This is a genomic window from Streptomyces sp. AK010, from assembly GCF_014207295.1.
Classification (GTDB): Bacteria; Actinomycetota; Actinomycetes; order Streptomycetales; family Streptomycetaceae; genus Streptomyces; species Streptomyces massasporeus.
The window spans coordinates 50,167-63,382 of record NZ_JACHCX010000029.1 but is presented as its reverse complement, the minus strand read 5'-3'; the positions used below and the strand labels follow the sequence as shown (position 1 = coordinate 63,382).

Here is a 13,216-nt window from a genome sequence, read left to right as displayed (position 1 = left end):
TACGGCTGAGACGGCAGGCCGGTACGGCTGAGGCGGCAGGCCGGTACGGCTGAGGCGGCAGGCCGGTACGGCTGAGGCGGCAGGCCGGTACGGCTGAGGCGGCAGGCCGGTACGGCTGAGGCGGCAGGCCGGTACGGCTGAGACGGCAGGCCGGTCAGGGGCGACTGTCAGTGGCGTCGGCGACGATGCCAGGAGGGTCGGATGACGCGGCGAGTGGAGGCCGGGCATGGGCGGCGGAGCGCGGTACATCGGCGTGGCGGAGCGGCGTGCCCGGCTCGCGCTGCGCCAGCGGCTCGCGGGGCAGGCTCGGGCGGGGACGCCCGAGGAGGTCGCCGGTGCGCTGGTCGCGCTGCACGGCACGGACCCGGCGACGGTGTATCTGGCGGTGGGTGCCCGGCTCGGCGACCCCGCCGGGACCGTCGAGGAGACGGGGCGGGCCCTGTACGAGGACCATTCCCTGGTGCGGATGCACGGCATGCGGCACACGGTGTTCGTGTTCCCCACCGGGCTGACCGCCGTCGTGCACGCCTCGACGGGGCTGGCCGTCGCCGCCCGGGAGAGGTCCTCGCTGCTCAAGCACATGGCGACGGCGGGTGCGCCGGACGCGGCGTGGCTGAAGGAGGTCGAGGCGTCGACGCTGGCGGCGCTCGCCCGGCGCGGGCAGGCGACCGCGGCCGAACTCGCCCAGGACGAGCCGCGGTTGCGGGAGCAGTTCGTGTACGCGGCCGGGAAGAGCTACGAGGGGACGCACACGGTCTCGACCCGGCTGCTGAGGGTGCTGGGCGTCGAGGGGAAGGTCGTGCGCGGCCGGCCGCTCGGCTCCTGGACGTCCAGCCGGTTCCGCTGGGCCGTGGCGCCCGAGCATGCCGAGCTGGACACGGCGGGGGCGCAGGCGGAGCTGCTGAGACGGTGGCTCGGCGCGTGCGGTCCGGCGACGGAGGCCGACCTGAAGTGGTGGACGGGGTGGCGCGTGACGGAGGTCCGCAGGGCCCTGGCCGCGATCGGGGCGGAGCCGGTGTCGCTGGACGAGGGCACGGGGTATGTGGCCGAGGGCGACGCGGACCCGGTGCCCTCGCCCGACGAGCCCTGGGCCGCCCTGCTGCCCGCCCTCGACCCGACGGCGATGGGCTGGCAGCAGCGCGACTGGTACCTCGCCCCCGAGCTGCGGCCCGGGTTGTTCGACGGCAGCGGCAACGTCGGGCCGACGGTGTGGTGGAACGGACGGGTGATCGGCGGCTGGGCCCAGCGGCCCGACGGGGAGATCACTTGGCGGATCCTCGACGAGGAGGGCGTCGGCCGGGAGGCCCGCGCGGCGATCGGCTCGGAGGCGGAGCGGCTCACCGGATGGCTCGGCACGACGAGAATCACCCCGCGCTTCCGGACACCGCTTGAGAAGGAACTGGCGGCGGGCTGAGGAGCAGGGGCTCCGACGGAAACGCCCCCTAGAAGACCGATGAAGATCTTGCTCCGGCCGCCGGGATCACCCCGGATTGTCGGTAAATGTCAATTGTGAATACCAATCGCCACGAACCGGTGCATGCCGGGCGGAATTCCAAGATCTTCAGGACACTCCCAGCTAGCCCTTCCTCCCCCGGTCCGTGACGTACACCCCCGCCCGCGCCGCCGTCACGGCGGCCTCGGCGGAGCGGGCGGCCGTGGTCTCGTCGAGCCGGTCCCCGCTGATCAGCAGGTGGTAGTAGAGCGGGGCGGAGACCGCGCGCACCACCTCGTGGGCGTCGGTGCCCCGGGGCACCTCACCCCGGTCGACGGCCTGCCGGACGCAGGGGGCCCATTCCCGTACGCGGATGTCGTAGAAGCGGTGCAGCGCGGCGGCCGTTCTCGCGTCGCCGGTCGCGGCGGCGATCAGGGCCTTGAACAGCGGTCCCTGCCGAGGGTCCGTGAGCGTGCGCTGGACGAGGAGGGCGTTGGCCGTCAGGTCTCCGAGCAGCGAGCCGGTCTCGGTGCGCGGCGCGGACTGCTCGGCCATGTCCTGGAGGAGGTCGGCCACCAGCGCGGCCACCGTTCCCCAGCGGCGGTAGACGGTCGTCTTGCCCACCTCGGCGCGGCGGGCGACGTCGGCCAGGTCCAGGCCGCTGAAGCCCTGCTCGGTCAGGGCGTCCTCGGCCGCGCGCAGCACCGCCTCCCGCACTCGCGCCGTGCGCCCCCCGGGCCGTACGGTCCCCGGTTCGCCCCCGTCAGCCATAACGGCACTCCTGTTCCATTAGCAACCTCACCCTGCTACTTTAGTGACCACTAACGGAACCAAAGACCCGTTAACAAGGGTCGCCGTCGAGAGGGGTCCGCAATGGAATACAGGCGATTGGGCGCGTCCGGACTCATGGTCCCCGCGTTGAGCTTCGGAGCCGGCACCTTCGGCGGGCGGGGTCCGCTCTTCGGCGCCTGGGGCACCACCGACGCGCAGGAGGCACGCCGCTTGGTGGACATCTGCCTGGACGCCGGCATCACGATGTTCGACACCGCCGACGTCTACTCCGCCGGCGCCTCCGAGGAGGTGCTCGGCCAGGCGGTCAGGGGCCGCCGCGACCAGGTGATCCTCTCCACCAAGACGAGTCTGCCGATGGGTGACGGACCGGGCGACGCGGGCTCCTCCCGCTCCCGGCTGATGCGCGCCTGCGAGGACGCCCTGCGCCGGCTCGGCACGGATCACCTCGACCTCTTCCAGCTGCACGCCTTCGACGCCGGGACGCCGGTCGAGGAGGTGCTGGCCGCGCTCGACTCGCTGGTCCAGGCGGGCAAGGTCCGCTACACCGGCGTCTCCAACTTCTCCGGCTGGCAGGTGATGAAGTCCCTCGCCGCCGCCGAGCGGCACGGCCGTCCGCGCTATGTGGCCCACCAGGTGTACTACTCCCTGATCGGCCGCGACTACGAGTGGGAGCTGATGCCGCTCGCCCTCGACCAGGGCCTCGGCGCGATCGTCTGGAGCCCGCTCGGCTGGGGGCGCCTGACCGGCAAGGTCCGCCGCGGCACACCGCTCCCGCCCGACAGCCGGCTGCACCGCACCGCCGACTACGGCCCACCCGTCTCCGACGAGCACCTCTACGACGTCGTCGACGCACTGGACGAGATCGCGGAGGAGACGGGCAAGGCGGTGCCGCAGATCGCCCTGAACTGGCTGCTCCAGCGGCCGACCGTGTCCTCCGTCCTCATCGGCGCCCGGGACGAGCGGCAGCTGCGCCAGAACCTCGGCGCCGTCGGCTGGAGCCTCACCCCCGAGCAGGTGGCGAAGCTCGACGCGGCGAGTCACCGCCCGGCGCCGTACCCCTACTTCCCCTACGAGCGCCAGGAGGGCTTCGCCCGCCTCAACCCGCCGGTGCTCACGGCATCCGGCCGGGCGGCATGAGCGAGCGCCGGGCACCCCGCGGTTCGGGGCACCCGGCGCTCGGAGCGGAGCAGGGTCAGCGCGCGTACCGCATGAAGGCCCGCACCATGTGGCACGTCGTGTCCGACGGCGGGTGCACGCCGATCATTTCGGCCGTGTCGCGGATCGTCTCGTCGCGGGCCTGGTTCGGCATGTAGACGCCCGAGTCGAGCAGGGCGATGGCGAGGCGCATCGCCTTGAGGCGGCGGTTGTGCGTCACGTACCACTGGCGCGGCCGGCCCGGCGGCAGCGGCCGCTTCTGAACGGGCACATAGGGCAGGTCGAGCAGAACGGGACGCTTCGCGGTGGACTGGGTGGGCAACGGCTTCGACTTCAGGGCGGCAGCGGGCACAGGCATCCTCCTGTCGCGGGCGGGCGGCTCACCGAAGACGTCGGCATCCCCGGCTCCACCCTCGAACACTGCTTACAGTTTACCGCCCGGCACTGACAACCGGGAGTCCGCAAGGACCGGCAAACGCCCAGGTGAGCAAGGGATTTGGTGGCTTGTCACGGCAGGTCGGCAAGGTGCCCGTGGGGCGTCGGAAAATCGAACAAGCAGGGCGGCGCGTACCGTGGGCACATGGAGATCTGGATCAACCCCGCGTGCTCGAAGTGCCGCAGCGCCCTGACGCTGCTCGATGCCGAGGGCGCCGACTACACCGTCCGCCGCTACCTGGAGGACGTGCCGAGCGAGGACGAGATCCGGGAGGTGCTCGAGCGCCTTCGTCTCGAGCCCTGGGACATCACCCGCACCCAGGAGGCCGAGGCCAAGGAGCTCGGACTCAAGGAGTGGCCGCGGGACGCCGGTTCGCGCGAGCGCTGGATCACCGCGCTCGCCGGGCATCCGAAACTGATCCAGCGCCCGATCATCACCGCCGACGACGGCACGGCGGTGGTCGGCCGTACCGACGAGGCCGTGCGGGTCGCCCTGTCGCGCTGACCATGACGCCGCCCCGCCGGCGCGTCGACCAGCCCCCAACCGGCCTGTGACGCAGGTCACTTGAGTGACTCCTGTGACCGCTGAGTAACCTCGTTCGGTATCTCGTACATAGCGGCGTACGCTCCCCTACCTCTTCAGGAGGCGCGCATGTCGCGCAGGAGAACTCTCGGCACGAAGAAGAAGATCGCGCTGCTGCTGAGCGCGGTGACGGTGGCGGGAGGCGGGGCCTTCGTCATGGCGAGCACATCGAACGCGTCGCCGCCGGCCCCCAAGTCGGCGTCGGAGTCGACGGTCTGCCTGGGTCTCGCCACCGCCCTCGGCAACAACCAGAAGTTCATCGCGGACCAGCGGGCCAACCCGGACGCGCAGTCCGAGGCGCGGATCGCCAACCGCGAGGCGGTCGTCGCGGAGATCCAGCGGAAGCAGGAGGCGTCGGGGTGCGCCGTCGGGGAGTCGGCTCAGGACTCCCAGACCGCGCAGCCCTCGCAGCCCGCCCAGTCGGCGCAGCCACCCGCGGCGTCGGCCCAGCCGTCGCAGCCCGCCGCGTCCGCCCCCGCGGAAGACGGCGGCGGTGCCGCTGCCTCCGGGCAGCAGGTGTGCAACGGCTCCACGGTCACGCTCTCCGGTGAGGGCGGTGCGCCCGCCGCGTCCAGCAACCAGTTCCCGGCCGGCACGAAGCTGAAGGTCACCAACCTGGACAACAACAAGTCCACGACGGTGGAGGTCACTTCGGTCTCCGGCAGCTGTGCGCTGCTCAACAACGCGGCCTTCGAACAGGTCCGTGAGCCCGGCAAGTTCCTGATCCGCCGGGCCCTGATCGAGAAGGTGGGGTGAGGCGTTACGACCGAATGAACGGATGAGGTGGCGGCCACCCCCTCGGCCGCCCCCTCGTACGTGTCACCGGTCCTGCCGCCCCCGGCCAGGGGCGGCAGGACCGTAGCGTCCGGGCCGCGCGGCACCGGTGACCGGCTTTGACGGAGGGGAGCCGGTGACCGGCGCCGCACGACGAAGAAGCTCTCCGGCGTGCAGTGCGGCACAGCGTCACCAGGTAACACGGGGTTCACATTCGAGCAATGGCCGGGAAATCGCCTGTTGACAGGCTGCCGGGCAGTTGACGCGGCGCCTCGGTGCCGCAGCGCCGCAGCACCCGCGACACGCGCCCAGACACACCCCCGAAGGATGTGGCCCCGTGACCTTCAAGGCTGAGTACATCTGGATCGACGGCACCGAGCCGACGGCCAAACTGCGCTCCAAGACCAAGATCATCCCGGGTGCGCCCGCCGGTCTCGACGCGCTGCCGATCTGGGGCTTCGACGGGTCTTCCACCAACCAGGCCGAGGGGCACTCCTCGGACTGCGTCCTCAAGCCGGTCTTCACCTGCCCGGACCCGATCCGCGGCGGCGACGACATCCTGGTGCTGTGCGAGGTCCTGAACATCGACCTCACCCCGCACGCCAGCAACACCCGTGCGGCGCTGGCCGAGGTGGAGGAGAAGTTCGCGGCGCAGGAGCCGATCTTCGGCATCGAGCAGGAGTACACGTTCTTCCAGGACGGCTACCCGCTCGGCTTCCCCAAGGGCGGCTTCCCGGCTCCCCAGGGCGGCTACTACTGCGGTGTCGGCGCGGACGAGATCTTCGGCCGTGACGTCGTCGAGGCGCACCTGGACAACTGCCTGAAGGCCGGTCTCGCCATCTCCGGCATCAACGCCGAGGTCATGCCCGGCCAGTGGGAGTTCCAGGTCGGTCCGGTCTCCCCGCTGGAGGTCTCCGACCACCTGTGGGTGGCCCGCTGGCTGCTCTACCGCACCGCCGAGGACTTCGACGTCGCCGCCACCCTCGACCCCAAGCCGGTCAAGGGCGACTGGAACGGCGCCGGTGCGCACACGAACTTCTCCACCAAGGCGATGCGCGAGGGCTACGACGCGATCATCACCGCCTGCGAGTCGCTCGGCGAGGGCTCCAAGCCGCTCGACCACGTCAAGAACTACGGCGCCGGCATCGACGACCGCCTGACCGGTCTGCACGAGACCGCCCCGTGGAACGAGTACTCCTACGGCGTCTCCAACCGCGGCGCCTCGGTCCGCATCCCCTGGCAGGTCGAGAAGGACGGCAAGGGCTACATCGAGGACCGCCGCCCGAACGCCAACGTCGACCCGTACGTGGTGACCCGCCTGCTCGTCGACACCTGCTGCTCGGCGCTGGAGAAGGCCGGCCAGGTCTGACCGGCGCACCGCCCGGCTCCCGAGGGGGCACTCACCGTTCGCGGTGGGCGCCCCCTCGCGTTGTCAGTGGGGCGTGCCATCGTGGGCGCGGGGCGAGCGGCCGTGCGGCGCATGTCCAAGCAGTGAGAGGAGACTCCCGGCGGAGCACCGGCTCTGCTTCAATGGGCACATGGCCGGCTACCAGAAGAACACCGCGACGGGTCGTCATGACCTCGAGCCCTTCTGGCCGTCCCGCCAGGACCACGACTTCGACCGGGTGTGTTGCCGCGCGATGAACGCGCAGGCCCTCTAAGGGGTCCTTTCACTATGAGCGTCCGATCAGGGCGCGTGGTCTGGTGCCGTGCGTCGCAAGGCGCCGGGAAGCCCTCGTAGCGGAGCTACTAGGGCTTTTCGGCAACGCGGCGAGGTGCGGTGCCAGACCACGCGACCCGGACGGGCATAGTGAAAGGACCCCTAAAGCCGAACACCCCGGCCTTCGGCCAGCGCGAACCGCGTACGTCCCTCGGCGAGCCCGACCACGAATCGCGGCCGTCGACCTCCCGACGAACTCCTCGCGCGAAAAGAGCTGACCTCTCATGGCGACCACTCGTTCCCTGTCCACCGCCGCCCCCCTCACCGCCCCCGCGCCCCACGGCCCCCGGCACCGGTTGCGTGCCGTCGACCGGGACGAGGTGATGACGGTCGCGGACCTGCTGCCGCCGGGCGCCACCTGGCTGCCGGCTCCGCAGCACACCCTGCCCACCCTGCCGGGGCAGCCGCCGATGGTCGGCTACCTGGTGCTCGTCCCGGCCGACCAGCAGCCGCCCTTCCCGGTGGTGGTGCCCGAACTGCCGCAGTCCGCCGGCCCGGGCCTCGATGCCGAGCCGGGGGGCGAGCCGCTGATCCGCGTCGACACCGTGCAGCGCACCGCCCGGGTGGCCGGGCAGCCGCTCGACCTCACCTACCTGGAGTTCGAGCTGCTGGCGCACCTGGTGGCGCACCCGAACCGGGTGCACACCCGCGACCAGCTGGTCGGCACGGTGTGGGGCTACGGGCACGTGGGCGACGGCCGCACGGTCGACGTCCACATCGCCCGCCTGCGCCGCAAGCTCGGCGCCGAGCACCGCGACTCGATCCGCACCGTGCGCCGCGTGGGCTACAAGTACGTGCCCCCGACGGTCAGGTGAGGCCCCCGCCCGGCTCGCCCCGTCGCGTCTGCTGACAGCAGATCCCCGTTCCCTCCTCTCCCCCCCGACCGGGCAGAGTCACCGGCATGAGGCTTCTGATGCTGGGGGTACGGAGTTCGTGGGACGGGCCGTCGTGGAGGCGGCGCTGGGGCGCGGCTGGGATGTGGCCGTCTTCCACCGGGGGCGGCACGACGCGCCGCCGGGTGTGCGGTCGTTGCTCGGCGACCGCACCGCTCCCGGCTGGCACGGCGATGGACCCGCAGGTCATCCAGCAGCTTCCGGCCCGCCGTTCGGGCGACGACCGGCCGCTGGCGCAGCTGACGCCCCGGGAGCGGGACGTGCTGGAGCTGATGGCGCAGGGCCGCTCCGACGCGGCGCGCGGGGAAGCTGGTCGTGACGGAACGGGCGATCGCCAAGCACACCGCCAACATCTTCGGGGAAACGGGGGCTCGAGGTCCCGGACGACGACAACCGCCGCGTGCTGGCGGTTCTCGCCTGTCTCGACCCCGGCCGGTAAAGCCGGACGAGCCCTTTCACCCACCGTGGAGGGTCAACAACTCCCGGTGGCAAAGGGGCTGTTGAGGACACACGACCCTCACGAATCTCGCATCAATTTCCGAGACATCTGAACACCTGTGGGACCACCTCCGTATGGAAGGGAGCCGCTTCACTCCTGTCGGGCGCCTCGATGCCCCCGAAAAAGGAAGTCAGAGGAGTTCCATGGGACGCAACACAAGAAAACGCCGTACGCCGCTGGCCACCAAGGCCATTGCCGCATCGGCGGCCCTAGCGCTCGGTGGGGGCGGGCTGATCTGGGCAAACTTCTACGCCTCGGCGCACGAGGAGAACTCGGCGAACCAGACGAAGTCCGCGGGCGCGCAGATCGCCACGATCCAGTGCCCGGACGTCGGACAGAAGCTGACCGATGTGCCGGACGGCGCTCGCCAGGGGGTGGACAAGGAGCTGGCCAACCTCGACAAGCAGATCAGCGAGGCCTACACCCGGCTCGCCTCCACCCGTCAGGCCCAGGCCGGTGACGCGGGCTTCGTCGACAACGCCATCCTCGGCCCGCTGAAGTCGAAGCGGACCGCGGTCATCGACCGGATCGGCATCAACATCCGCCGGGTCGGCGGCAAAGCCCCGGCCAACCTCGAGCAGCTGGCCTCGTGCCAGGGCATGGCCGCCGACGCCAACACCAACGACGGCCAGGCCGGCGGTGGTCAGAACAACGACGGCCAGAACAACGACGGCGGCCAGAACAACGACGGCGGTCAGAACAACAACGGCGGCCAGGACCAGGGCCAGGACAACGGCGGCCAGGACCAGGGTGGCGGCCAGGCCGGCGACAACGGCAACGGAGCCGCGGGCCCGTTCGCGGACGACTTCGTCAACATCAACGACGTCCAGCCGAACTCCCGCAACTTCCCGAACGGTCTTGCCGCCAACGGCGACTCCGGTTCCACCGGCACCTTCACCGCCAAGTGCGGGGTGAATGAGAACAACCTCTTCAACTCCGACAACCTGATCGTCGCACCGGGTGTCGACAACGGCGCGCACCACACGCACGACTATGTCGGCAACCAGAACAACGACGCCTTCTCCAGCGACCAGGATCTGGCCAACGCCGGGACCTCGTGCCAGAACCAGGCGGACAAGTCCACCTACTACTGGCCGGTGCTGCGTCTGCAGGACGGCACCCAGGAGTTCGACGCTGGTGACCTCGGCGGTGGCGGCGAGGGCAACGTCGGCAAGATCCTCAAGGCCAGCGAGGCCGACATGAAGTTCGTCGGCAACAAGCAGGGCGACGTCGTCGCGATGCCGAAGTTCCTGCGCATCATCACCGGTGACGCCAAGGCGTTCACCAACGGCCTCAAGAACGCCAACACCTCGTTCAGCTGCACCGGATTCGAGGACCGGCAGGTGACGGACAAATACGTGATCTGCCCCGAGGGCAGTCAGGTGGTGCGGACGTCCAACTTCCAGAGCTGCTGGGACGGACAGAACATCGACAGCGCCAACCACCGTGACCACGTCGCCTTCGTCCAGCAGGACGGCAGCTGCGCGAACGGCTTCAAGGCGATCCCGCAGCTTCAGGTCCGCCTCGTATATGACGTGCCCGCCCCGACCATCGAGAACGGTCAGGTCAAGGCCCCGTACGCGGTGGACGGGTTCCCGGAGCAGCTGCACAAGCCGATCACCGACCACAACGACTTCATCAACGTCATGGACGAGGACCTGATGAACAAGGTGGTTCAGTGCATCAACAGCGGCCAGAACTGCGAGTAGCGGTCAGCTGAGAAAGCCGGCGGTGGGATCTCACCCACCGCCGGCTTTTCTGTGTCCGTGCGCGAAACGACCCAGTCAGCCGTCGCCGTGACCGGAGTGCGACGACCCACCGCCCCCGCCCGAGGAGTGCCCGGAGTGATCCGTGCCCACCTCCACGCTGCCGCCCAGCGTGCCACGCAGCGCCTGCACCACATCCTCGTGGCCGACGGCCACCCATTTGCGGCCGACCAGGTAGAAACCGCCGTAATCCTTGGCGGTGTTGATCCACTCGCGCTGACCCCGGTCCGTGGCGAAGGTGGCGAGGACGTACTTCTCCTTGCCCTTCTTGCACAGGGCCTGGCGGATGGTGTCCGCGTCGGTCTGCATGTTCGGCTTGCAGTCGGCCACCGCCGCGATGTGCTCCAGGCTGCCGCTCACCTCCTTCACAACGGCCGCCTCGTCCTTGCCGCCGGATCCGCCGCAGCCGGTCAGCGCCAGTATCGCCACCGCGCCGCTCAGCGCGAGCATCGGTCGGGTCACCCTCATCTGTTCCTCCGGTCCTGGTCGGCACGGTCCTTGTCACGGCACGATCCGGACGCATGCCGCACGGAGCCCCGGCAAGAGGCTCTCGCCTTCGATACGGCTGCGGAGCCCCCCATGCTCAAAATCCCGCTGCCCCGGTGTGCACTCCTGTGCGAGGGTGGTCCGGTGGATCAGGACTGGGAAGATCGTGTGACCGCCCTCTGGGACCGTTTCGACGACTACGCCGAGACGGAGGAGGACGAGGCCCGCTTCCGCGCCGACGTCGACGCCCTGGTCGCCGAGCTGCCCGAGGGCAGTCCGCACGGCGCGTTCGAGCAGGCCTGCGCCTGGGACTCCACGGGCCACTCCGACAAGGCGGTCCCCCTGTACCGGGAGGCGCTGGAGAAGGGCCTCGCCGACGCCGGCCCCTACAAGGCCCGCCGGACGAAGATCCAGCTGGCCAGCTCCCTGCGGAACACCGGCCGGGCCGAGGAGGGCGTCGCGCTGCTGACGCCCGAGCTTCTCGCGCCGTCCGACGAGCTGGACGACCCCGTGCGCGCCTGTCTCGCCCTGTGTCTGTCGAGCCTCGGTCGCGACCGGGAGGCCCTGGCGCTGGCCCTGGGCGCCCTGGCCCCGCATCTGCCGCGCTACCAGCGGTCCATGGCGAACTACGCCCGGCTGCTCGTGGAGCACCCGGGCGCGTGACGCCGCGCGGCCAGGTGACCATCCAACGATTCGCTCGTTCTGCTGAACGTGCAGTCACAGGATGTCGCCCAGCGCCCCGCACCCCCCTCCCCGGCCGGCCCGGTCGTCGACGTCGAGCAGGCCGAGGCCGCGCTCGTCGAGCACTACCCGCGGCTCGTCCGGCTGGCCTATCTGGTGCTGCCACCCGGGCTGGGCCGCAGCCGCCGCGTCCTGACCGCGCACGCCCTCACCCAGCGGGCCCTCCCCCGCACCCGCACCCCGGCCCCGGTGATCCCGGCGCAGTCCACCGGCCGGGACGGCGACCCGGGGTACGCCCTGGTCCGTCTCCAGGTGCTGCGCACGGCACTGGAGGCGGGGCTGCCGCTGAAGGCGAAGGCATGGCCCAAGAGGTCCCAGCTGCCGCCGCTGCTGCCGCACGTGTGGGGTCTGAAGCTGTTCCCGCGCTCCGGCGGTGCCGACGAACTCTCCCTGGACCAGCGGCTGTCCACCCTGTCGGGCCCGGCCCGGGCCGCCTACGCGATGCGCGGCCTGGAGCGGCTCACGGACGAGGGGGTGTGCAAGGTCCTCGCGGCGGCGGGCGTCGCCGACCCGGAGGGCGCCGTCCTGGAGGCCGACGGGATCCCCGCCCAGTACGGGCTGCTCGGCTCCCCCGAGTTCGACCCCTGCTCGCTCCAGGCCCGCCCCACCGACCTGATGCGCCGCCGCCAGCACCTGAAGGCCGCCCTGGCCGCCGGTGCCGCACTGCTGGCGTGCGGGGCGCTGCTCGGCCTGCCCGGTGAGGGCTGGGGCCCCGAGGGCGCCGCGGCACCCCCGTACGCGCGCAATCCGGCCGCGCAGGCCGCCCTGGACCCCTCGAAGCTGACCCGGATGCCCCCGTCCGCCTGGCGCAGCTCGGCGCGCACCGACTTCTCCGTGTGGCCGGCCCGCGGCGACCTGACCGGCGACAAGGCCCTGCTGCGCCGCGCCCTGGCCGTGTGGGCCCGCCCCGGCGAGACGGTCCAGGTGTCGGTGACCCCCGGCACCCTGTCCGGCGGCCCGGCCGGACCGCCCCAGCTGCTGTACGCGGGGACGGTCGACGCGGCGCGCGTGGTGATCCTCTACGACGGTCTGCGCATCGCCCGGTACGCCGAGCCGAAGGACGGCACCCAGGGCGCCGCCCTCGACTTCGCCCGGGTCGACGGGGCCGGCCGGGCCGAGGCGGGCGCGGTGATCCTGGGCCGGTCCGACGGCAACGTCCGCTATCTGACGGCCCCTTGGGTGCGCAAGGCCGGCGAGCGGGACCTGATGAAGCCGGGCTCCGGCGCGATGGACCTCGCGCTCACCGACGGAGTGACCGCACCGCTGGCCAGCCCGGCGCTGCGGTCCGGCCCCTGCTCCTCGTGGAACGTGCTGCAGGTGACCGACGGCACCACGACCCGGCTGCTGACCGACCTCGGCGAACTGGTCCCGGCCCGGCTCACCGCCGGGCGGCCGGGCTCCCCGCGTGAGGTGTCCGGGGCCGCGGCGCTGCACACCTGGCAGCCGTTCGCCTGCTCGCTGGGCACGGTGCGCTCGGCGGGGGTGCGCAGCGTCAACGCCTGGGCGTTCAACGAGCAGCCGCTGCCCGACGCGAGCGGCTCGGCGGCGTGGGTGTGCACCCGGGCCGAGACCTGGCGGGGCGGCGGGGCGCGGGTGCTGGCACAGTTCCACACGCCGGGCGGGGCGCACGGAGCGGCTGCGGCGCAGGCCGAGAACGTCCCGGCGTGCGGGCCGCGGGACCCGCATGTGCTGGCCGGGGTGCTGTGGAAGGCGAAGGCCGGTGACTGGTACCTGCTGGCCGCGGGCAGCCGGGAGACCGCGTCGATCCGGGCGACGGGCGGAGTGAACGGGTCGGCCCCGAACAGTCTGCTGACCGTGCCGGCCGAGCAGGGGGCTCAGGCTCAGCTCAAGGGAACCCTGAAGGACGGTCGTTCGCTCGGCGGGCTGCGCTGACGAAGGCGGTTTCCCGGCCCGTCCGGTGAGGCCGGCGGAACCCCGCG

At 71.5% G+C, this 13,216-nt stretch carries 13 protein-coding genes and 2 pseudogenes; 12 read left to right on the top strand and 3 right to left on the bottom strand.

Annotation, left to right across the window (positions count from 1 at the left end):
• Window positions 1-226 precede the first annotated feature (226 nt).
• Entirely contained in the window at window positions 227-1,414 is a 1,188-nt protein-coding gene (locus HDC93_RS34850) for a winged helix DNA-binding domain-containing protein (protein WP_185014825.1), read from the top strand.
• A gap of 162 nt (window positions 1,415-1,576) precedes the next feature.
• Here the strand turns inward: HDC93_RS34850 and HDC93_RS34845 are convergent, their stop codons facing one another.
• The gene (locus HDC93_RS34845) at window positions 1,577-2,203 is read right to left on the bottom strand and encodes a TetR/AcrR family transcriptional regulator (RefSeq protein WP_185014824.1); all 627 of its coding nucleotides are present in this window, start codon (window positions 2,201-2,203) and stop codon (window positions 1,577-1,579) included.
• A gap of 102 nt (window positions 2,204-2,305) precedes the next feature.
• Here HDC93_RS34845 and HDC93_RS34840 point away from each other — a divergent pair, with 102 nt between their 5' ends.
• Window positions 2,306-3,361, top strand: a complete 1,056-nt coding sequence (locus HDC93_RS34840; RefSeq protein WP_185014823.1) for an aldo/keto reductase — start codon at window positions 2,306-2,308, stop codon at window positions 3,359-3,361.
• A gap of 55 nt (window positions 3,362-3,416) precedes the next feature.
• Here the strand turns inward: HDC93_RS34840 and HDC93_RS34835 are convergent, their stop codons facing one another.
• Window positions 3,417-3,731: a hypothetical protein gene (locus tag HDC93_RS34835; protein WP_185014822.1), complete on the bottom strand. Its 315-nt coding sequence runs from the start codon at window positions 3,729-3,731 to the stop codon at window positions 3,417-3,419.
• Between the two features lie 228 nt (window positions 3,732-3,959).
• Between HDC93_RS34835 and HDC93_RS34830 the strand changes: the two genes are divergently transcribed.
• From HDC93_RS34830 to HDC93_RS34805, 8 genes and pseudogenes are all read left to right on the top strand, one after another.
• Complete coding sequence (locus HDC93_RS34830) at window positions 3,960-4,319, top strand: arsenate reductase family protein (protein WP_185014821.1); 360 nt, start codon at window positions 3,960-3,962, stop codon at window positions 4,317-4,319.
• Window positions 4,320-4,466: 147 nt separating this feature from the next.
• The gene (locus tag HDC93_RS34825; RefSeq protein WP_185014820.1) at window positions 4,467-5,153 is read left to right on the top strand and encodes a hypothetical protein; all 687 of its coding nucleotides are present in this window, start codon (window positions 4,467-4,469) and stop codon (window positions 5,151-5,153) included.
• 355 nt (window positions 5,154-5,508) lie between these two features.
• Window positions 5,509-6,540, top strand: coding sequence for a glutamine synthetase (glnII, locus tag HDC93_RS34820; RefSeq protein ID WP_185014819.1), 1,032 nt, complete (start codon window positions 5,509-5,511; stop codon window positions 6,538-6,540).
• A gap of 169 nt (window positions 6,541-6,709) precedes the next feature.
• Window positions 6,710-6,832 carry a hypothetical protein gene (locus tag HDC93_RS39010; RefSeq protein WP_260419936.1) on the top strand — a complete coding sequence of 41 codons (123 nt, stop codon included), beginning with the start codon at window positions 6,710-6,712 and terminating at the stop codon, window positions 6,830-6,832.
• A 283-nt stretch (window positions 6,833-7,115) separates the two neighbouring features.
• On the top strand, window positions 7,116-7,706 hold the full coding sequence (locus HDC93_RS34815; RefSeq protein WP_185014818.1) for a winged helix-turn-helix domain-containing protein: 591 nt from the start codon (window positions 7,116-7,118) through the stop codon (window positions 7,704-7,706).
• A gap of 86 nt (window positions 7,707-7,792) precedes the next feature.
• Window positions 7,793-7,944 (top strand): annotated as a pseudogene (locus HDC93_RS39005) (reductase); the annotation flags it as partial.
• A 4-nt stretch (window positions 7,945-7,948) separates the two neighbouring features.
• Window positions 7,949-8,223, top strand: a pseudogene (locus tag HDC93_RS34810) (response regulator transcription factor); the annotation flags it as partial.
• 203 nt (window positions 8,224-8,426) lie between these two features.
• The gene (locus tag HDC93_RS34805; RefSeq protein ID WP_185014817.1) at window positions 8,427-9,992 is read left to right on the top strand and encodes a DUF1996 domain-containing protein; all 1,566 of its coding nucleotides are present in this window, start codon (window positions 8,427-8,429) and stop codon (window positions 9,990-9,992) included.
• 75 nt (window positions 9,993-10,067) lie between these two features.
• Here HDC93_RS34805 and HDC93_RS34800 read toward each other — a convergent pair whose 3' ends face one another.
• Entirely contained in the window at window positions 10,068-10,517 is a 450-nt protein-coding gene (locus HDC93_RS34800; RefSeq protein WP_185014816.1) for a hypothetical protein, read from the bottom strand.
• A gap of 111 nt (window positions 10,518-10,628) precedes the next feature.
• Here HDC93_RS34800 and HDC93_RS34795 point away from each other — a divergent pair, with 111 nt between their 5' ends.
• Entirely contained in the window at window positions 10,629-11,198 is a 570-nt protein-coding gene (locus HDC93_RS34795) for a tetratricopeptide repeat protein (protein ID WP_185014815.1), read from the top strand.
• Window positions 11,199-11,246: 48 nt separating this feature from the next.
• On the top strand, window positions 11,247-13,169 hold the full coding sequence (locus tag HDC93_RS34790; protein ID WP_185014814.1) for a hypothetical protein: 1,923 nt from the start codon (window positions 11,247-11,249) through the stop codon (window positions 13,167-13,169).
• Window positions 13,170-13,216 lie beyond the last annotated feature (47 nt).

What these genes read in the sequence shown, in the direction of transcription:
- HDC93_RS34795 (WP_185014815.1), top strand. Translation starts at nt 10,629, where the DNA reads ATGCTCAAAATCCCGCTGCCCCGGTGTGCACTCCTGTGCGAGGGTGGT.
- HDC93_RS34840 (WP_185014823.1), top strand. Translation starts at nt 2,306, where the DNA reads ATGGAATACAGGCGATTGGGCGCGTCCGGACTCATGGTCCCCGCGTTG.
- HDC93_RS34845 (WP_185014824.1), bottom strand. Translation starts at nt 2,203, where the DNA reads ATGGCTGACGGGGGCGAACCGGGGACCGTACGGCCCGGGGGGCGCACG.
- HDC93_RS39010 (WP_260419936.1), top strand. Translation starts at nt 6,710, where the DNA reads ATGGCCGGCTACCAGAAGAACACCGCGACGGGTCGTCATGACCTCGAG.
- HDC93_RS34830 (WP_185014821.1), top strand. Translation starts at nt 3,960, where the DNA reads ATGGAGATCTGGATCAACCCCGCGTGCTCGAAGTGCCGCAGCGCCCTG.
- HDC93_RS34815 (WP_185014818.1), top strand. Translation starts at nt 7,116, where the DNA reads ATGGCGACCACTCGTTCCCTGTCCACCGCCGCCCCCCTCACCGCCCCC.
- HDC93_RS34850 (WP_185014825.1), top strand. Translation starts at nt 227, where the DNA reads ATGGGCGGCGGAGCGCGGTACATCGGCGTGGCGGAGCGGCGTGCCCGG.
- HDC93_RS34800 (WP_185014816.1), bottom strand. Translation starts at nt 10,517, where the DNA reads ATGAGGGTGACCCGACCGATGCTCGCGCTGAGCGGCGCGGTGGCGATA.
- HDC93_RS34825 (WP_185014820.1), top strand. Translation starts at nt 4,467, where the DNA reads ATGTCGCGCAGGAGAACTCTCGGCACGAAGAAGAAGATCGCGCTGCTG.
- HDC93_RS34805 (WP_185014817.1), top strand. Translation starts at nt 8,427, where the DNA reads ATGGGACGCAACACAAGAAAACGCCGTACGCCGCTGGCCACCAAGGCC.